The 20,528-nt window shown below is 72.8% G+C and carries 16 protein-coding genes; 9 read left to right on the top strand and 7 right to left on the bottom strand.

What is annotated here, in order from left to right; all coding sequences use genetic code 11:
* Positions 1-11: 11 nt before the first annotated feature.
* Together EIY87_RS12145 and EIY87_RS12140 are read left to right on the top strand one after the other, a co-directional pair.
* A complete protein-coding gene (locus tag EIY87_RS12145; RefSeq protein ID WP_125307807.1) occupies positions 12-641 on the top strand; it encodes a TetR/AcrR family transcriptional regulator in 630 nt (209 codons plus the stop codon).
* Positions 642-814: 173 nt separating this feature from the next.
* Complete coding sequence (locus EIY87_RS12140; protein WP_125307870.1) at positions 815-4,456, top strand: CARDB domain-containing protein; 3,642 nt, start codon at positions 815-817, stop codon at positions 4,454-4,456.
* Between the two features lie 37 nt (positions 4,457-4,493).
* On the opposite strand, the gene EIY87_RS12135 is transcribed toward EIY87_RS12140, so the two are convergent.
* Positions 4,494-5,342, bottom strand: a complete 849-nt coding sequence (locus tag EIY87_RS12135; RefSeq protein ID WP_225439838.1) for a S1 family peptidase — start codon at positions 5,340-5,342, stop codon at positions 4,494-4,496.
* Between the two features lie 295 nt (positions 5,343-5,637).
* Positions 5,638-6,108, bottom strand: a complete 471-nt coding sequence (locus EIY87_RS12125) for a MarR family winged helix-turn-helix transcriptional regulator (RefSeq protein WP_125307806.1) — start codon at positions 6,106-6,108, stop codon at positions 5,638-5,640.
* Positions 6,109-6,161: 53 nt separating this feature from the next.
* Here EIY87_RS12125 and EIY87_RS12120 point away from each other — a divergent pair, with 53 nt between their 5' ends.
* From EIY87_RS12120 to EIY87_RS12100, 5 genes are all read left to right on the top strand, one after another.
* A complete protein-coding gene (locus EIY87_RS12120; RefSeq protein WP_125307805.1) occupies positions 6,162-7,025 on the top strand; it encodes a helix-turn-helix domain-containing protein in 864 nt (287 codons plus the stop codon).
* Between the two features lie 71 nt (positions 7,026-7,096).
* Positions 7,097-7,567: a (2Fe-2S)-binding protein gene (locus EIY87_RS12115; RefSeq protein WP_225439837.1), complete on the top strand. Its 471-nt coding sequence runs from the start codon at positions 7,097-7,099 to the stop codon at positions 7,565-7,567.
* Complete coding sequence (locus tag EIY87_RS12110) at positions 7,567-8,565, top strand: FAD binding domain-containing protein (protein ID WP_125307804.1); 999 nt, start codon at positions 7,567-7,569, stop codon at positions 8,563-8,565. The genes EIY87_RS12115 and EIY87_RS12110 overlap by 1 nt, the downstream gene beginning before the upstream one ends.
* Positions 8,562-10,733, top strand: coding sequence for a xanthine dehydrogenase family protein molybdopterin-binding subunit (locus tag EIY87_RS12105; RefSeq protein WP_125307803.1), 2,172 nt, complete (start codon positions 8,562-8,564; stop codon positions 10,731-10,733). Before EIY87_RS12110 ends, EIY87_RS12105 begins: the two co-directional genes overlap by 4 nt.
* Positions 10,723-11,709 (top strand): hypothetical protein, encoded by a 987-nt coding sequence (locus EIY87_RS12100; RefSeq protein ID WP_125307802.1) that lies wholly within the window; start codon positions 10,723-10,725, stop codon positions 11,707-11,709. Before EIY87_RS12105 ends, EIY87_RS12100 begins: the two co-directional genes overlap by 11 nt.
* Positions 11,710-11,712: 3 nt before the next feature.
* Here EIY87_RS12100 and EIY87_RS12095 read toward each other — a convergent pair whose 3' ends face one another.
* The 3 genes from EIY87_RS12095 to EIY87_RS12085 form a co-directional block, all read right to left on the bottom strand.
* Positions 11,713-12,057 carry a hypothetical protein gene (locus tag EIY87_RS12095; protein WP_125307801.1) on the bottom strand — a complete coding sequence of 115 codons (345 nt, stop codon included), beginning with the start codon at positions 12,055-12,057 and terminating at the stop codon, positions 11,713-11,715.
* Positions 12,058-12,167: 110 nt separating this feature from the next.
* Positions 12,168-15,290 carry a family 43 glycosylhydrolase gene (locus EIY87_RS12090; protein WP_125307800.1) on the bottom strand — a complete coding sequence of 1,041 codons (3,123 nt, stop codon included), beginning with the start codon at positions 15,288-15,290 and terminating at the stop codon, positions 12,168-12,170.
* A gap of 227 nt (positions 15,291-15,517) precedes the next feature.
* Positions 15,518-16,075 carry a TetR/AcrR family transcriptional regulator gene (locus EIY87_RS12085; RefSeq protein WP_125307799.1) on the bottom strand — a complete coding sequence of 186 codons (558 nt, stop codon included), beginning with the start codon at positions 16,073-16,075 and terminating at the stop codon, positions 15,518-15,520.
* A gap of 104 nt (positions 16,076-16,179) precedes the next feature.
* Here EIY87_RS12085 and EIY87_RS12080 point away from each other — a divergent pair, with 104 nt between their 5' ends.
* Both EIY87_RS12080 and EIY87_RS12075 read left to right on the top strand, forming a co-directional pair.
* Complete coding sequence (locus EIY87_RS12080) at positions 16,180-17,733, top strand: GMC oxidoreductase (RefSeq protein WP_125307798.1); 1,554 nt, start codon at positions 16,180-16,182, stop codon at positions 17,731-17,733.
* 28 nt (positions 17,734-17,761) lie between these two features.
* Entirely contained in the window at positions 17,762-18,928 is a 1,167-nt protein-coding gene (locus EIY87_RS12075; protein ID WP_125307797.1) for a lipase family protein, read from the top strand.
* On the opposite strand, the gene EIY87_RS12070 is transcribed toward EIY87_RS12075, so the two are convergent.
* Positions 18,880-19,887 (bottom strand): protein kinase family protein, encoded by a 1,008-nt coding sequence (locus EIY87_RS12070; RefSeq protein ID WP_125307796.1) that lies wholly within the window; start codon positions 19,885-19,887, stop codon positions 18,880-18,882. The genes EIY87_RS12075 and EIY87_RS12070 overlap by 49 nt on opposite strands.
* Positions 19,884-20,468 carry a TetR/AcrR family transcriptional regulator gene (locus EIY87_RS12065; protein WP_125307795.1) on the bottom strand — a complete coding sequence of 195 codons (585 nt, stop codon included), beginning with the start codon at positions 20,466-20,468 and terminating at the stop codon, positions 19,884-19,886. The genes EIY87_RS12070 and EIY87_RS12065 overlap by 4 nt, the downstream gene beginning before the upstream one ends.
* Positions 20,469-20,528 lie beyond the last annotated feature (60 nt).

The following is a 20,528-nucleotide window of genomic DNA, read 5'->3' as shown; positions in this document are numbered from 1 at the left end:
AGCCTCTAACCGTGACGGAGAGCCCGCGGGAGCGCTACCGCGCTCAAGTGCGTGAAGAGATCAAGCGGCACGCCTGGGAGCAGATCGCCGCGGCCGGCGTGCCGGCGTTGTCGCTCAACGCCATCGCCAAGCAGCTGGGCATGAGCGGCCCGGCGCTGTACCGGTACTTCGCGAGCCGGGACGAGCTGCTCACCGCGCTCATCCGCGACGCCTACCGCAGCATCGCCGACGCCGTCCGGTCCGTCCGCGGCCAGGGTTTCGCCATGCTGGCGCACGTCATCCGGAACTGGGCGCGCAGCGATCCGCAGCGGTACTTCCTCATCTACGGCACGCCCGTCCCCGGCTACCACGCGCCCGCCGACACGACCGCGCTCTCGCACGAGGTGATGGCGGTGCTGATCGAAGCCTGCGCGGAAATGCCGGACGCGGAGGTCCCGTCGCCGTTCGACGAACACCTCGAGACCCATCGCGAGTGGGCGGGCGACAGCACCGTTTCGGCCGGGGCGCTGCACCGGGCGCTGGCCTTCTGGACCCGGCTGCACGGCGTGCTGTCCCTCGAGCTGGCCGGCCACTTCGCGGGCATGAAGTTCGACCCCGACCTGCTGATCGCCGAAGAGCTGACCGCGCTTTCGTTCTCCTGACCCACCTCGCGTTCCGGACAGATCGGGCGGCGATTCCGCACGCCCGGACGGCTAGTCGTCAAATTTCTGAATCATGTCAAGTTCTTGCATGTTGTCTCCTCGTTGTTGCATGCTCGTGAGGCTCGCGCTCCCTCCCCTGCCGCTCTCGACGAAGAGAAGACGCCATGACACGCATGCGCTTGCCCCGGCTCCTGGCCGGATTCCTCGCCGTGGGGCTGTCCGTCACCGGGCTCTCCCTCGCCTCCGCCGCCGGCGGCCCGCCACCCCGGACCGAAGCCGCGGCCGCCGCCGTCGCCGACGTGCCGCTGACCCGCACGGTGTCGGCGAGCAGCGCGCTGCCCGGCTACCCGGTCGCCAACGCCGTCGACGGGAACCAGGCCAGCTACTGGGAATCCGCCAACAACGCGTTCCCGCAGTGGCTCCAGGCCGACCTCGGCTCGGCCAAGCCGCTCTCGCGGATCGTGCTGAAACTGCCCGCCACCTGGGAATCCCGCACCCAGACGCTCGCCGTGCGCGGCAGCACCGACGGCACCGCGTTCACCGACCTCGTCGCCTCCGGCGGGTACGCGTTCGCACCCAGCGCCAACACCGTCACCATCCCGGTGACCGCGACGACCCGGTACGTGCGCCTGCAGATCACCGCCAACACGCAGTGGCCGGCCGCGCAGCTCTCGGAGTTCGAGCTGTACGGCCCCGACTCCGGCGACACCCAGGCGCCCACCGCGCCCGCGAACCTCGCCCTGACCGAGCCCGGCGGCGGCCAGATCCGGCTGACCTGGTCGGCCTCGACCGACGACGTCGGCGTCACCGGCTACACCGTCTACCGCGACGGCACGCCGGTCACCACCGTCACCGGCACCACGTTCACCGAGACGCGGCCCGCGGGCACGCGCGTCGAGTACTTCGTGCGGGCCACGGACGCCGCGGGGCACGAGTCCGCCGACAGCGCCCACGTCGTGCGGCAGGGCACCCAGGCCGGGCAGAACCTCGCCGCGGGCAAGCCGATCGAGGCGACCTCGAGCGTCTTCTCGTTCGTCGCGGCCAACGCCAACGACGGCAACACCGGCACGTACTGGGAATCCGCGGCGGGCTACCCGAACTCGCTGACCGTGAAGCTCGGTGCCGGCGCCGACCTCGACGCCGTCGTCGTGAAGCTCAACCCGGACGCGGTCTGGGGCGCGCGAACGCAGAACTTCGAGGTCCTCGGCCGCGACCAGGGCGCCACGGCGTTCAGCACGCTCAAGGCCCGCGCCGACTACCGCTTCGACCCGGCCGCCGGCCAGAACACCGTCACCATCCCGGTCACCGGGCGGGCCGCCGACGTGCGGCTGCAGTTCTTCGCCAACTCCGGCGCCCCGGGCGCGCAGGTCGCGGAGTTCCAGGTGCTCGGCACGCCGGCGCCGAACCCCGACCTGGTGGTCACCGGCACCACCTGGACGCCGGCGAACCCGGACGAGACCAGCCAGGTCACCGTCTCGGCGACGGTGAAGAACGCGGGCACCGCGGCCGCGCCCGCCACGACGGTCAACGTCGCCCTCGGCGGCACGGTCGTCGGCAACGCGGCCGTCGGCGCGCTCGACGCGGGCGCGTCCACGACGGTGACCGTCGCCGCGGGCACCCGGCCGCAGGGCAGCTACCCGGTCACCGCGACCGTCGATCCGGCCAACACCGTGGTGGAGCAGAACGACACCAACAACACCTTCACCGCGCCCGCACCACTGGTCGTCGCCCAGGCACCCGGGCCGGACCTCGAGGTCACCGGCATCACGTCGAACCCGCCGAACCCGGCGGCCGGCGCGGCGGTGTCGTTCACCGTGGCCGTGCACAACCGCGGCACCAGCGGCGCGGGCGCCTCGGTGACCCGCCTGACCGCCGGGGCCACCACCCTGAGCGGCAGCACGCCCGCCGTCGCGGCCGGGTCCACAGTGGACGTCGCCATCACCGGCACGTGGACCGCGACCGGCGGCGGCGCCACCCTGACGGCGACCGCGGACGCGGCGAACGCCGTCGCGGAGACCAACGAGTCCAACAACGGGCTCTCGCGCACGATCGTGGTCGGCCGCGGCGCCGCCCTGCCGTACACCGAATACGAGGCGGAAGCCGCGCAGTACCAGGGTCAGCTGCTCGAAACCGACCCGCTGCGCACGTTCGGGCACACCAACTTCGCGACCGAGTCCTCCGGCCGCCGGTCGGTGCGGCTGGCCAACCAGGGCCAGTACGTCGAAATCACGTCGGTGAACCAGGCGAACTCGATTGTCGTCCGCAACTCCGTGCCCGATGCGCCCGGCGGCGGAGGCCAGGACTTCACGCTCAGCCTGTACGTCAACGGCACCTTCGCGCAGAAGCTGACGCTGTCGTCCAAGCACAGCTGGCTCTACGGCACCACCGACGACCCCGAAGGCCTGACGAACACGCCGCAGGCCAACGCGCGCCGGCTGTTCGACGAGTCGCACGCGCTGCTGAGCCAGTCGTACCCGGCGGGCACGAAGTTCAAGCTGCAGCGGGACAACGGCGACAGCGCTGCCTACTACGTCATCGACCTGGTCGACCTCGAACAGGTCGCGCCGGCGCTGCCGAAGCCCGCCGAATGCACGTCCATCACCGCATACGGCGCCGTGCCGGACGACGGCGTCGACGACGCCCCGGCGATCCAGCGCGCGGTCACCGACGACCAGAACGGCGTCATCGCGTGCGTCTGGATCCCCGAAGGCCAGTGGCGGCAGGAGGCGAAGATCCTGACCGACGACCCGACCGTGCCCAACGGCGGCGGCCAGTACAACCAGGTCGGCATCTCCAACGTGACCATCCGCGGCGCCGGCATGTGGCGCTCGCAGCTGTACTCGCTGATCCAGCCGCAGGACGCGGGCACCATCAACCACCCGCACGAAGGCAACTTCGGGTTCGACATCGACAAGAACACGCAGATCTCCGACATCGCCATCTTCGGCTCCGGCCGGATCCGCGGCGGTGACGGCAACGCCGAGGGCGGCGTCGGCCTCAACGGCCGCTTCGGCACCGGCACCAAGATCTCCAACGTCTGGATCGAGCACGCGAACGTCGGCGTGTGGGTCGGCCGCGACTACAGCAACAAGCCCGAGCTGTGGGGGCCGGCCGACGGCCTCCAGTTCAGCGGCATGCGGATCCGCGACACCTACGCCGACGGCATCAACTTCACCAACGGCACGCGCAACTCGCGGGTGTTCGACTCGTCGTTCCGCACCACTGGAGACGACTCGCTCGCCGTGTGGGCCAACCAGTACGTGAAGGACCCGTCGGTGGACATCGCGCACGACAACGCCTTCACGAACAACACCATCCAGCTCCCGTGGCGCGCGAACGGCATCGCGATCTACGGCGGCTACGGCAACAAGATCGAGAACAACCTGGTGTCCGACACGATGAACTACCCGGGGATCATGCTGGCGACCGACCACGACCCGCTGCCGTTCTCCGGGCAGACGCTGATCGCGAACAACGCCCTGCACCGCTGCGGCGGCGTGTTCTGGGGCGAGCAGCAGAAGTTCGGCGCGATCACGTTCTTCGCGCAGGGCAAGGACATCACCGGGGTGACGCTGCGGGACACGGAGATCCACGACTCCACCTACGACGGCATCCAGTTCAAGACCGGCGGCGGGACCATGAACGTGGCGGTCACGAACGTCAAGATCGACAAGTCCAACAACGGGGCCGGCATCCTCGCGATGAGCGGCGCCCGCGGCAGCGCGGCGCTGTCGGACGTGACGATCACGAACTCGTCGGCGGGCAACGTCGTCGTCGAGCCGGGTTCGCAGTTCACCATCACCGGCGCACCCTGAGCCTGGGCGGCGGCGCCCGTGTCCCGGGCGCCGCCGCTCAGCCCGTCCGCTCGCGGATCCAGTCCGCGACCACGTCCACCCGGGCGATCGTCTCCGCGCCGGGCTGCGGGCACGGCGGGCCGGTGTTGACGATGGCCACCAGCGTCGCCGTGCGGTCGTCCGGGGAGACGAAGAACGGGCCGCCCGAATCCTCCGGGCACGGGCCGTTTTCCACGGTTCGCGTGCCGGCCGGCACGGCTTCCAGCGTCGACTGGCCGATGCCCGAAACCGTGAAGGCCCCGCGTTTGAGGTGGTCGGAGGGGCCGAGCACGGTCGCCGAGTGCGAGCCCCAGCCGGCGAACTGCAGCTGCTCGCCCACCACGGGCCGCTGCCGGTTCAGCTCGACCGGCGCGATGTCGTTGATCGCGAGGTCGAGCTTCGCCAGCGCCAGGTCGTTCACCGGGGACTGCTCGACGTCGACGACCTTCGCCGTGTGCCCGCCGGGGTCGGTGTCCTTCAGGCGGCCGACGGTCACCGTCATCGTGTACCGCGGCGGGCCGCCGACCCGGGCGTCGGCGAGGTCGTGGAAGCAGTGCCCGGCGGTGATCACCCACTGCGGCGCGACCAGCGACCCGCTGCAGGCGCCGTCGCGCACGCCGCCGCCCGGGACGGGGATGTCGGCCGAGGTCAGTTTCGCGTTGAAGGGCAGGATCGGGTTCGGGGCGGGCCGGGTCGTGGTGGCCACCGGGTCGGGCAGGCCGTGCCCGCCGGCCGCGGCCGCCAGGACGGGGCCCGTGACCGGCGGCCCCGCGGTGGTGTGCGCGAACGCGAGCCCGGCGCCGGCCAGCACCGCGACGGCCGTCGCCCGCGGCCGGAACAGCCGCCGTCGTTGCGAAGAAGTCCTCACACCCCTGATACACGGGCGAGCGCCCGGAATGGTTGCGTGAACCGCGTCGGCGCCGGTCAGGCGGCCGGCGCCCGGCCACAGCACCGAGACGACGGCGTGCTCGCGGAGGATCCCGAGCAGCTTCGGCGTGCGGATCGCCTCGCCGGCGAAGGTGCCCGCTCAAGTCACCGGCGGAGGAATCGCGCTGTTCGCGGAAGCCGTAGTCCAGCGCGTCCACGACCAGGTCGAACCTGGTGCGCCACCGGCGGTACGCGGCCTCGCCGTCGGCCGGGTCCCGGGGAGCCGTTCGCGCGGCCTAACGCCCGGTGCAGTCCCCGGCTGCCAGCATGCGGCGGTTCGCCTCGCCGAGGCCGTCGGCCAGCGCGCTCAGCTGGTCCGGCGTGAGGACGTCGAGCAGCAGCTCGCGCACGAGGGCGACGTGCCCGGGCGTGGCCCGCGCCAGCAGCTCCGCGCCCTCGTCGGTCAGCACGGCGTAGACGGCGCGGACGTCGCTCTCGCACGCCCGCCGCCGGACGAGGCCGGCCTGCTCCAGCTGGCCGATCTGGTAGGTCAGCCCGCTCTTGGAATTCGACACCGCGCACGCCAGCTCGGCCATCCGCAGCTCGCGGTCCGGGGCCGCGCCGAGCCGGGCGAGGATCTCGTACTGGAGGTGGGACAGGCCGGCGTCGCGCTTGAGCTGCTGGTCCATCCGCTGGTGGAGCAGGGTGAAGGTGCTGCGGAACGCGTTCCAGGCGCGCTTCTCCTGCGTGTTCAGCGGACCACCCATGCGGACAACGGTACCCGCTGTTCAAATTCGAACCCCGGATCTAGGGTCGGGGCGTGACGTTCGATCCCGGAAGCGCGGCGCGGGTCCGGCTCTGCAGCCGCCGGGACAACGGCTGGTCCGCGGTGCTCGTGCGACTGCTCGACAACGCCCCTGAAGCCGAGCTCGACCTGCCGCCCGCCGACGAGCAGACGATCGTGGTGGTCGGCGCGGGCACCACGACCATCGAGTCGCGGCACGGCGCGCGGTGGCGCCGGGCGGACTACGGCCCCGGCTCGGTCGGCCTGACCGCGCCCGGCCACCCGGTCCGCCTCCGCTGGCGTGGCGCCGGGCGCACCCTGACCACGCACGTCCACCTGCCGGCCGCGCTGGTCGACCGGACGGCGCTGGAGCTGTGGGGCCGCGACGCCGGCCGCCTCGGCCGCCCGGACGCCCTCGCCGTCGAAGACCCGGTGCTGGCCTCGGTCGCCGGCGCGCTGGGCTCGGCGGCGCTCGCCGGCGCCGACGAGCTGTACGCGGAATCGGCGGCGTCGTTCCTGGCGGTCCATCTCCTGACCCGGCACGCGGCGGCACCCCCGCCCCGCGTCCCCGGCCGCGACGAACTGCGCACCCGCCGCGCCGTCCAGTTCATCCGCGACAACCACCACCGCCCGCTCACCCTGGCCGACATGGCGGCGGCGGCCGACCTGAGCCCGTTCCACTTCCTGCGCGTCTTCAAGACGGCGACCGGGCAGACGCCCTACCGCTACCTGACCCGGGTCCGGGTGGAGAAGGCGTGCCGGCACCTCGAACGCGGGGACCTGTCGGTGACGGAGATCGCCGAGGCGTGCGGGTTCGCGACGCCGTCGCGGTTCGCTTCGGCGTTCCGGGCGCAGATCGGGCAGCCGCCGTCGGCGTACCGGACCGCCGTGCGGGGTTAGCGCAATAAACGGCGGCCCCGGCAGCAATCACCGGAAGGCGGCGCCACGGGCCGCGGAGCTAGCGTCGCCGGGTGTCCACTCCAGAAATCGAAGCGACCGTCAACGGCGAGGCCGTGCGGCTGCGGCTCGACCCGCGGGAGTCGCTGCTCGACGTGCTGCGGGAGCGCCTCGGGCTGACCGGTACCAAGAAGGGCTGCGACCAGGGCCACTGCGGCGCCTGCACGGTCCACCTCGACGGGCGGCGCGTCGTCTCCTGCCTGACGCCCGCCGTGCAGGCCGGCGGGCGGGCGGTGACCACCATCGAGGGAGTCGCCGGGCCGGACGGCGGGCTGCACCCCTTGCAGCAGGCCTTCGTCGACCACGACGCGCTCCAGTGCGGCTACTGCACGCCCGGGCAGATCATGTCCGGGCTGGCCTGCATCGCCGAGGGGCACGCCGCCGACGACGAGCAGGCGCGGGAGTACCTGAGCGGGAACCTGTGCCGGTGCGGCGCCTACGCCGGGATCGTCGCCGCCGTGCGGCAAACCGCCGGGGAGGGCTGATGCGACCCTTCGCCTACGTCGCGCCGGACAGCGTCGGCTCCGCCCTCGAGGCGCTGCGCGACGCCGTGCCGGGAACCCGGATCCTGGCCGGCGGCACCACGCTCTACGACCTGATGAAGCTCGGCGTCGAGACGCCGCCCGCCGTCGTCGACGTGCACCGCCTGCCCGAGCTGACCACCATCGAAGCCCGCGCCGGCGAACTCGTCTTCGGCGCCGGCGCGCGGATGGCCGACGTCGCCGACCACCCCGCCGTGCGCGACGGGTACCCGGCGCTGTCGGAATCGTTGTGGCGCGCCGCTTCCCAGCAGCTGCGGAACATGGCCACCGTCGGCGGGAACCTGTTGCAGCGCACGCGGTGCGGCTACTTCCGCGGCGGGTCCGAGTTCCCCTGCAACAAGCGCGTGCCCGGCAGTGGCTGCGCCGCGCGCGAAGGGCACGACCGCACGCACGCGCTGCTCGGCACCAGTGACGCCTGCATCGCGACCTACCCCGGCGACTGGGCGATCGCGCTGCTCGCCTTCGACGCGGTCGTCGACGTCGCCGGCCCGCGCGGCGAGCGCACGGTCCCGCTGGCGGAGCTGCACGTCGAGCCGGGCGACGACCCGGCTCGCGAGCACGTCCTCGACCCCCGCGAGCTGATCCTGCGCATCCGCGTTCCGGTGACGCCCGCCGGTCGCGGGTCGGTCTACCTGAAGATCCGCGACCGCGAATCCTACGCGTTCGCGCTCGCCTCGGCCGCGGTCGCGCTGACCGTGGCGGACGGCGTCGTCGGCGACTGCCGGATCGCCCTGGGCGGCGTCGCCACCCGGCCGTGGCGGGCCGCCGAAGCCGAACGCACCCTGCGCGGCCTGCCCCTGACCGCCGAGCACGCCCGGCGCGCCGGCGAGATCGCCTTCGCCGGCGCCCGTCCCGGCACCCACAACGGATTCCGGATCGAGTTGGGCATCCGCACGGTCGCCGACGCCGTGCTGATGGCCGGGGAGCGAGCGACCCGATGACCGACACCCGGCGCGTCGACGCCCACGAAAAAGTCACCGGCCAAGCCGCCTACGGCACCGACCGCGTCCCGGACGGGGTCGTCCACGCCGCCCTGGCCACCGCCCGGATCGGCCACGGCCGGGTGTCCGATGTGGACACCCGGGCCGCCGAAGCCGTGCCCGGCGTGCTCCTCGTCGTCACCCGGTTCGACGCCGAAGAGCTGCGCGGCCCCGGGTTCATCATGGGCGGCGGGTTCGCCTTCCAGAGCCTGCAGCCGCTGCTGGACGACCGGATCGCCTACCGCGGCCAGCCGATCGCCCTGGTCGTGGCCGAAACCCCGGTCGCCGCCACCGAAGCCGCCGACCTCGTCACCGCCGAGTACGAGCCCGAGCCGGTTGCCGCGCACCTCGACGCCGCGGGCGCGACCACCCTGGTGCAGGAAGAGGCGATCCCGCTGCCGTTCCTGGCCGACATCAAGGTCGGCGACGCCGACGCGGTGGTCGACGCCAGCCCGGTGCGGATCGAGCGCACCTACGAGCACGCGGCGCAGCACGCCGTGCCGATGGAGCTCAACGGCGCCGTCGTCGAATGGCGCGACGGCACGCTCGTCGTGCACGAAGGCACGCAGAACGCGGCCGCGGTCCGGCACGGGCTCGCCCAGCAGCTCGGCCTCGACGCGGCGCGGATCGAGGTGCGTTCGCCGTACGTCGGCGGCGGGTTCGGGCAGAAGAACTCGCTCCAGCCGCACCTCGCGCCGCTCGCGCTGGTGAGCCGCCGCCTCGGCCGTCCGGTCAAGCTCGTGCTGACGCGCGCCCAGACCTTCCACAACGGCAGCTTCCGCCCGGCCACCCGCCACCGCGTACGCCTCGGCGCCGACGCGTCCGGCAAGATCCTCGCCGCCGTGCACGAGGTCGACCAGCAGACGTCCCGCCACGACCTGTTCCCGGCGATGCACACCGAGGTCTCCTCGCGACTGTACGGCTTCGAGGCGTTCCGCGGCCGGCACCGGCTCGTGCGGACCGACGTGCAGACCCCCGGCTACATGCGGGCACCGTTCGAAAGCTCGGCGATGTTCGCGTTCGAGTCGGCGGTCGACGAACTCGCCTGCGCCACCGGCCAGGACCCGGTCGCGCTGCGCCTGGCCAACGACACGATGACCGACCCGGTCAGCGGACGGCCGTTCTCCACCCGGTTCCTCGCCGAATGCCTCCGCCGTGGTGCCGAGCGGTTCGGGTGGGCCGGCCGCGACCCCGAACCCGGCTCGATGCGCACGGCCGACGGTTCGCTGCTCGGCTGGGGTGTCGCGGTGGGCACCTATCCTGGCCACGCCGCACCCGCCGTCGCGCACCTGACCGCGCACGCCGACGGCCGGGTGACGGCCGCCGTCGACGGCCACGAAATGGGCCAGGGCATCCGGTCGGCGATCGCGCTGCTCGTCGCGAACGACCTCGGCATCGCCGTGCGGGACGTCGAAGTCCGGGTCGGCGACACCCGCGTCGCGCCGCAGCACCTCACCGCGGGGTCCTGGGGCACGGCGACCGCGCTGCCCGCCGTGCACGCCGGGCTGCGGGAACTGCGCAAGCACCTGAACGCGGCCGACACCGGGGCCGTGGACGTCGCCGCCGCCGTCGGACGCGCCGGGCACCCGGTCGAGGTCGAAGTGGCCACGGTCGGTGCCGGGCAGGGTCCCGAGGTCGTCGACCAGTCGAAGGCCGGGCACCTGGCCATCGCCGGCCCGGTCTACCCGGAGTTCAGCACGTTCAGCTGGGTCGCCCACTTCGTCGAGGTCCGCGTCGAGCCGACGACGTGCCGGATCCGCGTGCCGCGCGTGGTCAGCGTCGTCGACTGCGGCCGGGTCGCCAGCCCGGTGACCGCGGCGAGCCAGGTGCGCGGCGGCGTGATCTGGGGCATCGGCGGGGCACTGCGCGAGGAAAGCCTGCCCGACCCGGAGCGCGGCGGCTTCCTCAACGCGACGCTCGAGGAGTACCCCGTGATGGTCAACGCCGATGTCCACCGCATCGACGTCGACTTCGTGGACCGGCCCGACTTCCGGTTCAACCCGGTCGGGGTGAAGGGGCTCGGCGAGGTCTCGATGGTCGGGGTGGCGGCCGCCGTGGCGAACGCCGTCCACCACGCCACCGGACGGCGGCACCACCGGCTGCCGATCCGCCTCGAAGATGTCCTCTGACCGGCTGCTGGATCGCCCGGCGGTCAGCGAGCCGGACGCGCTGAGCCCGGCCGCGCTCGCCGAAGCGCGTCGCGCGCAACCCCGGCGCGGATTGCTCGGCCTGGTGTTCGTGCTGCCCGTGGCGGCGCTGCTCGCGGTGGGCGCGGGCGGCCCGGTGCGGACCCTGGAGCTGCTCGGGCCGGTCGTGACGTTCGCGCTGCCGATCGTCGCGGTGATCGCGTTCTGGTGGGAGGACTGGCCGGGCAGCCTGCTACGCGGCGGCTGGCCGGGCGTGTCCGACACCGCGCTCGTAGTGGCCGGAGGGGTGGGCCTGGCGCTGCTCGCCCGCGCGGTGACCGGGTCCGCGGCCGTGCCGCTGGCGGCGGGCATCTTCACGCTGGTCCTGCAGCTGACGCTGGTCGGCGAAGGGCGGCCGCTGCGGGGCCGGGGCCGGCGGTGGCCCGGCGTGGCGGCGCTGGCGTCGTGCTGGGTCGCCGGACTGGCGCTCTACCTGGGGCTGGTCCGGACGGGACTGGTGCGGGGCGAGGACTACGGTGCCTGGTTCGCGGTGCTCGGCGCGTGGCAGATGGTCTTCTACGTGGCGCTGCGCGGCTGGCCGTTCGCGCGGATCCGGCGGCGGGCGGCCCGGCTGGCGACGGCGCACGCCGTGGTCGTCGCCGCCACCTGGGTCACCTGGGCGTGGGTGCCGCCGCCGGTCGCCGGCGCGGTGATCGCGTCCGTGCTCGTGGTGGCGATGCTCTTCGAAGCGTGGCCCGGCATCCGGCTCGCCCCGCTGCCGGGTCGCACCCTCGTCCTGGTGCTGGTGGCGTTGCTGGCCAAGGCGTTGTCGTGGACGTTGCCGCGGATCGCGCGGTGGGCCGCGGTGCCGGCCGACCTCGTCGGCGGCTGGGTCACGCACACGACGTTGAACGCGCTCAGCCTCGCGGTGATCCTGCACGTCGCGGTGTGGCGCCGCTGGCCCGTGCCGGCGGGGTGAAGCTCACGGGCGCAGTTCGTCCTCCACGGCGGGGTGGCGGGCGATGACCGCTTCGGCGAACGCGGTGTGCACGCGGACGTACTCGTCCCGGCCGACCGCGGTGTCGGCCCATTCGTGCCAGCGGATGTGCGCTTCGGCGACGTCGACCTTCGCGGCCGCCGCGACCGTGGCGGGCGAGGTGCCGGCGAGGATCGCGTGGTGCATCAGGGACGGCGAGGAACGCCGGGCGAGTTCGGCGAGCGCGGCGAGGCGGGCCAGCTCGGAGAGCGTGTCGGACGTGACCGGACGGGGGCGCGGCCGGGGGACCTGACGGGAGTTTTCGAGTCCGTCGGTCAGGACGCTGGTCATCAAACGGCTCCTGGTCGGAGGCAACCTGAACGGCGGATGTTTACCCCGCCTCACACGGGCTAAACGCGCCGTCAGGTGCCGTCCATCCACCTGTCCGGGTGACGTCTGTCTCAGCCGGCCCGGACCGTTCCGCGGTGCCACGGGATCCGCTGCGGCCGCACGCTTTCCAGCGTCGGCTTCACCGGCTCGAGCGTGCCGTCGCGGCGGAAGGTGAGCTTGTCGATCGTCGTCTCGCGGTGGGTGCCGTCGCCGCCCGGGATGCCGAAGCGGTGGTAGGCGAGGTACCAGTCGTCGGTGCCCGGGACGCGCAGCATCGAGCTGTGGCCGGTGCCGAGGACACCCAGGTGGGCGTCCTTGCTCAGGAGCAGGCCGCGGTTGGTGAACGGCCCGGCGGGGCTCGGCGCCGTCGCGTAGCCGACGCGGTAGTCCTCGCTGCGCGTGTCGTCGATCGACCAGCTCAGGTAGTACGTGCCCTGCCTCTCGGCCATGAAGAGGCCTTCGCGGAAGCCGTCGAGCCCGGTCAGGCGGGTGATCTTCGCCGGGTCGTAGGACACCATGTCGTCGTTCAGGGGGACGACGTAGGCGTTGCCGTTGCCCCAGTAGAGGTACGGCTGCCCGGTGTGGTCGACGAAGACCGCCGGGTCGATCGCCTGGCCGCCGTCGGGGTTGGCGGCGATCAGCGGCTTGCCGGAGTCGACGAACGGGCCGGTCGGCGAGTCGCTCACCGCCACGCCGATCTTGGCCTCGGCGCAGAAGTAGAAGTAGTACTTGCCGTGGCGCTCGGCGATCGTCGGCGCCCAGGCGTTCTTGTCCGCCCAGCTCACGTCCGGCCCGAGGTCGAGGATGACGCCGTCGTCGGTCCAGTGCACCAGGTCCTTCGACGACCACGCCGAGAACTTCGTCCCGCTCCAGCCGTCGAAGCCGTCCGTGGTGGGGTAGAGGTAGTACGTGTCGCCGAACGCGACGATGTTCGGGTCGGCGGTGAAGCCCGGCAGCACCGGGCTGTGCACCTCGTGCGCCTCGACCGTCCACACGCGACGGTCGCCGCCCGCGCCGGTGACCGTGAACCGCTGGGGCGTGCTGAGGTTCACAGTCTTCCCGTTGCCCGGCTTGATGGTCGCGCCCGGCGCGAGGCCGAACTCCGGCGCCAGCTTCCGCAGGTCGGTACCCGGCTTGACGGGCAGCACGACCGTCCCGGCGCCGGAGTCGATGACGGCCGGGGTCTTGAGCGAGGCGAGCGTGACCGACCGGATGGCCGTGCTGTTCGAGGGGAGCGCGGAAACCTCCAGGCCGGACAAGGCCCGGTTGTACAGCCGCACGTCCTTCATCTTGCCGGTCAGGGTCTTGTCGCTCGCGTACACCGACCGGCCGAGGTAGTTCGCCGCCGTGACGCCGCCGCCGAGGTCCGACGGCTTGATGGTGGCGCCGGTGTTGCGGGCGACTTCGACGCCGTCGAGGTAGAGCACCTCGACGCCGTCGCCGACGGTCAGCGTCACGTTCTTCCAGATCCCGCGCGGCAGCCCGCCGCCCGCCACCGCTTGCTCGGTGGTCCAGTTCCCGGTGGCGATGGCGCCGCGCAGCCCGCCGCTCGCGGTGCCGCCGGTGGTGAACAGGTAGCCGTTGCCGGTCCCGTCCCTGGCTGTGTTGCCCAGTCCCCACAGGAAGTACGGCGTCTGCTGGGCCGGATCGACCAGGACGTCGGCCGAGACGGTGGCCGCGGTGACGCCGGTCAGCAGGTTGTTCGGCAGCTGGACGTGCCCGTTCTTGCCGCCGAACGCGAGCGCGCCGTCGCTCCAGCCGACGTCGCCGGCGAGGGCGCCGTCGTAGCCGTGCCCGGTGGTGTCGGCCGCGACCGTGCCCGACTTCGCGTCGAGCGGCCAGTGCGCGACGAGCCCGTTCGCTTGCGCCTGAACCGGCGCCGGGGGAGCGCTCAGCCGGTTCATCTCCGCCTGCGTCACCGGCAGGACGGTGCCGTGCCGCGGGGACGACGGCAGGTGCGCGCCCGCCGACATCGTCCACTGGCCGGAGGCGAGGTCGGTGGTCTCGAACGGGACGTAGCCGCGGCCGCCGAACTCGTCGATGAACAGGTACCACTTGTTCTCGGTGTTGGACTTGAAGCCGGTGGGCCCTTCGCCCGCGGAGAGCCCGGGGCTGGTGGCGGTCGCCTTGCCGATGCAGTCGGCGACGAAGCCGTAGTGCGGGTCGAGCAGGTCGGTGGACTTCTCTTCGGTGATGAACTTGCTGCACGGCGTCGAGGACGTGTTGTTGCGCTCGTCCTTCGTGAAGCGGTAGTAGGTGTCCTGGTCCTTGATGACCGTCGAGTCGATCACCGAGTAGCCCGGGTCGATCCACACCTGCGGCGCGCTGAAGCTGACGAAGTCGCGGGTGGTCGCGTACATCATGCGGTTGTAGCTGTCGCCGGTGTGGTTCGGGTCGTTCTCGGCGTAGAGCTTGGAGGCCCAGTAGACGACGTAGGTGCCGCGCTTGGCGTCCCAGAAGGCTTCCGGCGCCCAGGTGTTCCCGGCCGTCGGCGGGGAGACCTGCACGCTGCGCTGGCGCGACCAGTGCGCGAGGTCGGTCGATTCCCACACCATGATCGACCGGCTCCCGGTCCGCTGCGCGGCGTCCCAGCCGCGGCCGGCGTAGATCCGCAGGTCGGTGGCGAGGAGGTAGAACTTGTCGCCGTCGGGGGAGCGCAGGATGAACGGGTCGCGCACGCCCAGCTCGCCGAGGCTCGACTTGAGGATCGGCTGGCCGTTGTTGAGTTCGGTCCAGTTCAGCGGGTCGTTGCCCTTGCTCAGCGCCGAGTAGATCTGTTCGCCGTTGGAGGTGCCTTCGCCGGTGAAGTAGAAGAAGCTGTACCCGGCCAGGGGTTCCTGCACCGGCTTGGGGACGACGGTGGCGGTGAACCTGCGGACAGCGCTTTCCCGGCCCGCGGTGACTTTCGCGGTCAGGACGACGGTGCGCGGCCGGCTCCCGGCGGGCGGCCGGGTCACTTCGCCGGTCGGGGTAATGACGGCGGGAGCGTCGGACGTCCAGCTGACGCTCGTCCCGCCCGGCCCGGTGACCGGCAGGGTGAGGTTGCCGCGCACGTCGTCGATGCCGGGCACGGCAAGGCTTCCGGCGGCGGCTTTCAGTGCGGGCGAGGGCGCGGCGTTCGCGCTGGGGACGGGGACGAGTGCGGCCACGACGGCCAGCACGACGCCGAAACGGCGCGGGGAGAACAACCTCATCGTTGTGTCCTTGGGGGCGCGTCGAGGGCATGTTAACGTTAACATCGGATGGGGCACGCTGACTTTAAGGCGGTGGTGCGCGGCGGTCAAGAGCCGGCCGGGCGGGTGGGGAAGTGCCCCGCGGTCGGCTCGGGGCGCGGGGATGTCATGAAAGGGTCGTTCATGTCGTCTGGCGAGATGAACGACCCTTTCATGACGTCCGGGCGAAGCCGCGATCCCGGCCGGGGTCAGTTTCCGGCGCCCGCCAACCCGTCCAGGAACACGCGGACCAGGCGCTCCGCCGGTTCCCGGTCGCGCGGCGCCGGCCCGGCGGCCAGTGCCGCCTCGTGCATTTCGAACAGCAGGGCCAGGTCCGCCGGTTGCAGGTCGGCGCGGACGCCGCCTTCGCGCTGGGCCCGTTCGAACGCCGGGCGCAGCAACGCGATCAGCGCGTGGGTGTACTGGCGCTGACTGCGTTCCGGCAGCTCCCGGAAGATCCGGACCAGAGGCCGCCGCCGAGCCTGCATCGCCAGGACGCGCCGCAGCAGCTCGCGGAACGGCTCATCGCGCACCAGGCTCTTGAGCGCGGTGAGGTGGTGGGCCGCGACCGCGAACGCCAGTGCCGTGCGGTCGGGGAAGTGCCGGTAGACCGTCGCGCGCCCGAGGCCGGCGCGGCGGGCCACTTCGTCCAGTGCGACGTCGGCCTGCTCGCTGAACACCTCGTCGGCGGCGCGCAGGATCGCTTCGCGGTTGCGGCGGGCGTCGACGCGCCGGGGTACGGCCGAAGACGGTCGCCCTGCGCGCATGGGCCACCACGTTACTCGCGAGTAGTGAGACCGGCAATCCGTTCCATCTCTCGGTTCGGGTTCCTACCGTCACCCCAGGTCACGATCACCGCCGGAGGAGCCCCATGCCCGTCCTGAACCGCCGTAGCGTCCTGAAGGGCGCGGCCGCCGTCGCCGGGGCCGCCGCGCTCGGCGCCGCCCGGGTCACCCGCGAGGAGCACCGGGTCGTCGTCATCGGGTCCGGGTTCGGCGGCGGGGTGACGGCGCTGCGGCTGGCCCGGGCCGGCGTGCCGGTGCTGGTGCTCGAACGCGGACGGCGGTGGCCGACCGGGCCGGACGCCGAGACGTTCCCGCACCCGACGGCGCCGGACAAGCGGATCTTCTGGCTCGGCTCGGCGCCGTCGCTGCCGGGACTGCCCTCGCTGCCGCCGTTCGAGCGCTACACCGGGTTGCTGGAGCAAGTCAGCGGCGAGGGCATGAGCATGATGTGCGCCGCGGGCGTCGGCGGCGGCTCGTTGGTCTACCAGGGCATGACGCTGCAGCCGACGGCCGAGCTGTTCCACGCCTGCTTCCCCGAGCGGCTCGACTACGCCCGGCTGGCCGCCGAGCACTACCCCCGCGTCGCCGCGATGCTGGGCATCGCGACCGCGCCGGACGCCCTCGTCGAGAGCAAGACCTACAAGGCCGCGAGGGTCTTCGCCCGCAACGCGCGCGACGCCGGGTACGCCGTCGAAAAGATCCCCATGCCGATCGACTGGGACTTCGCGCTGCGCGAGCTCGACGGCGAGGTGAAACCGTCCTACACCAACGGGGACTGCGCGCTCGGGGTGAACAACGGCGGCAAGCACTCGGTCGACGTCACCTACCTCGCGGCCGCCGAAGCCACCGGCCGCTGCACCGTGGCGCCCCTGCACAACGTCACCGACGTCGCGCTCGCCCCGGACGGCCGCTGGGAGGTCCGCGTCGACCGCATCGACACCGCCGGGAACGTGCTCGAGAAGAAGATCCTGACCGCGAAAGCGCTCGTCATGGCGGCCGGCACGGCGAACACGACGCGGCTGCTGATGCGCGCGGGCGCGAAGGGCGACATCCCCGACCTGCCCGACGCGCTGGGGGCGGGCTGGGGCAGCAACGGCGACCGCATCTACACCTGGACCGACCTCGCCGACGACTTCGGCGCGCCGCAGGGCGGCCCGGTCGTCTACGGCAGCAAGGAGTGGGACGATCCCGCGACGGCGAACACCGTCATCCAGGCGTCCCTGCCGCCGCTGCCGGACCTGCGCACCACGATGCTCGTCGGCTACGGCATCAGCGCCGGGCGCGGACGGTTCGTCTACGACGCCGCCAAGGACGACGCCGTCCTGCACTGGCCGTCGAACGCCGACGCGAAGCTGAGTGCGCGCATCCACGACCGGATCTCCCGCATCGCCGGGCCGCTCGGCGTGCTGCTCGACACGACCGCCGTCGTCCCCAGCACCTGGCACCCGCTCGGCGGCGCCGCGATGGGCGCGGTCTGCGACCTCGAAGGCCGCGTGCTCGGCCACCGCGGCCTGTACGTCCTCGACGGCGCGCTGATGCCGGGGACGACCGCCGCCTGCAACCCCTCGATGACCATCGCCGCCGTCGCCGAGCGCGCGCTGGACCACCTGATCGCCGAAGACGTCGACCGCGTCTTCTAGTCCCTGCCGAACTCGACGAGGAGTTCTCATGCGTCGCTTGTGGACGGTCCTGCTGGCCGTTGTCCTGGTGTCCACCGTGGCCGGTCCGGCCACCGCCGCCGAGCCACCGCAAGGCCCTGCCGGAGACGCCTTCTACACCCCGCCGAGCCCGCTGCCTGCCGGTGCCGACGGCGACGTCGTGTGGTGGCGGCCGCTGCCGGACCAGTCCGGGGCTCGCGGCTACCTGGTGCTGTACCGGTCGAGGTCCGCGACGGACGCGCCGATCGCGGTGTCCGGCCGGGTGCTCGTGCCGACCGCGCCGTGGGCCGGCGCCGGGCCGCGGCCGATCGTCTCGGTGGCCAGCGGCACCCGGGGGATCGGCGACCGCTGCGCGCCGTCGAAGTTCCAGCCGGACTACGAGAAGCCGCTGTTCGTCGACGCGATGCTGAGCCGCGGCTGGGCCGTGGCGATCACCGACTACGAAGGCCTCGGCACGCCCGGCCTGCACACCTACGTCGTCGGCCGCTCGGAGGGCCACACGGTGATCGACGCGGCCCGCGCCGCCACCCGGCTGCCGGCCGCGGGCCTCGCGGCGGGCGGGCCGATCGCGTTCTCCGGGTACTCCCAAGGCGGCGGGGGCGCGGCCTGGGCGGGCGAGCTGGCGCCGTCGTACGCCCCCGAGCTGACCGTCGCGGGCATCACCGCCGGCGGCACGCCCGCGGACCTCGACGTGGTGGCGAAGAGCCTCGACGGCGGCATCGGGTTCGGCTTCCTGCTGCTCTCGGCGCTCGGCCTGGACGCGGCGTACCCCGAGCTGGACCTGCCCGCCTACCTCAACGACCGCGGCCGCACGCTGTATACGACACAGCAGGATGCCTGCGTCGACGCGGTGTTCGGCTACGCCTTCGGGCACATCGCCGACTACACGACGGCGAACCCGCTCGCCACGGCGAAGTGGCAGGCCCGGCTGGCCGAGAACAAGCTCGGCGCCCGGCCGCCGAAGGCCCCGGTCTTCCTGTTCCACGGCAGCGGCGACGAGATCATCCCCTTGTCCCAGGCGCAAACTCTGCGCAGCCAGTACTGCGCGGCGGGCGTCCCGGTCACGTGGGGCACCTACCTCGGCGAGCACGTGACGACGCTGGCGTTCTCGGCCGGCGACGTCGTGGGCTACCTGGCCGACCGGTTCGCGGGCAAGCCGGCGCGGTCCAACTGCTGAGCGATTTCTTCGGCGGGGTACGGGGTTTTCCGGCTTTCCCCGTGCAGGGCGACGTAGAACTCGTTGACGACGACGGCGAGCGGGGCGTAGCGCCGCAGGAGGTCTGCCGAGGGCAGCTCCGGCAGCGCGCGCCCCGCGGCGCACTCGCGCACGAACGCGTGGCGCGCGCGGTAGTCCGGCGCGTCGACGAGCCGCCGGACGATCGAGTTGACCAGGTGGGTCAGCACGTAGGCACGGTCGTGGTCGGCGTGCTCGGCGAGGAACTCCGCCTCGGCGCCGGAAAGCGTGAAGTCCGGCAGCGCGGCGAGGCCGAAGTCGGTCAGGTAGAGCCGTTCGCCGTCGGTGAGGATGTTCGCGAAGTGTGCGTCGAAGTGCTGGACGCCCTGCGCGGCCAGGAATTCGGTGACGGCGCGCAGGTCCCGGTGGGCGAGGCCGGTCCCGCCGGGCTGGGTTTCGAGCCACCGCGTCAGGTTTTCCGGGACGTGTTCGAGGAACAGCACGAGATCCGCGGTGGCGCTGTCGAGGGCTTCGAGCCGTCGCCGCACGCCCGGGTCGTCGTGCCAGAACGCGACATCGCGCGCCAGGTCGGTGCGGGGGCGCGGCAGGCCGGGCACGACTCGCCAGTGGTGCAGCAGCGGGAAGTTCTCGCACTCACCGGTGCGGACCCAGCCGCTCGCCGCCCGGTGCGCGGCCAGCTCCCGCCACGCCCCGCCGCCCGCGGACCCGACGCCGTAGTGCGCCCAGGGCGGCAGGCCGTAGAGGTCGGCGGTCGAGCCTTCGTGCCGCCGTTCCACGTCGGTGAGCGCGACCCGCTTCACGAAGACGGGTTCCCCGTCGACCCGCAGGAGCCAGGTCGACCCGCCGATCCCGGTGCCCAGCGGGCGCGCCGCGGCGAGGACGTCGTCGGGGGCGTCCGCGAGGGCGGCGGCGAGCTTCTCGTGGCGGGCGAGCCGCGTCATCGGTTCCGGACCAGGGGGAGGAAGACCTCGTCGACGATCTCGGCGAGCACGGCGTCGTCCACTGTGGTCAGTCCGCGGGTGAGGTATTCGTTGCGCAGCAGGACGAGCGCGACGGTGGCGACGCGCGGGTGCCGCGCTCCGGGTGGCGCGTCGCCGCGGGCCACGGCCTGGTCGAGAACCGTCAGCCAGGTGCTCGTGGCGCCTTCGGTGGCCTGTTCGTTGAGCTGCTTCAGGAGTTCCGGCTCGTCGCCGACCCCGGCCAGGAGGCCGCGCAGGATCCGGGCGGCGGGGGAGGACTGGCCGCAGTTGATCGCGCGCAGCAGGGTCAGGGCGTCTTCGCGCAGGTCGCCGGTGTCGGGCGGGGTCAGCCGGTCGCCGGCCAGGTGCCGGTAGGCGGCGACGCCGAGCGCGGCGCGGTTCGGCCAGCGGCGGTAGAGCGCGTTCTTGTTGGTGCCCGCCCGCTGCGCCACGCGTTCCATGGTCAGCCCGGCGTAGCCCGCCTCGGCGAGCTCGTCCGCCGCGGCGCGCAGGATCGCGTCCTCGAGCTCCGTCCCCCGGCGCCGGGTCTTCACGTCGGCCATGGGTACCGACCGTACCGTAGTTTTAGGGTACGGTACGTACCGTACCCAAACTGGAGGATG

This window comes from Amycolatopsis eburnea, from assembly GCF_003937945.1.
Classification (GTDB): domain Bacteria; phylum Actinomycetota; class Actinomycetes; order Mycobacteriales; family Pseudonocardiaceae; genus Amycolatopsis; species Amycolatopsis eburnea.
Note: the sequence above shows the minus strand (reverse complement) of the source record. Positions and strands in the feature narration are given on the sequence as shown.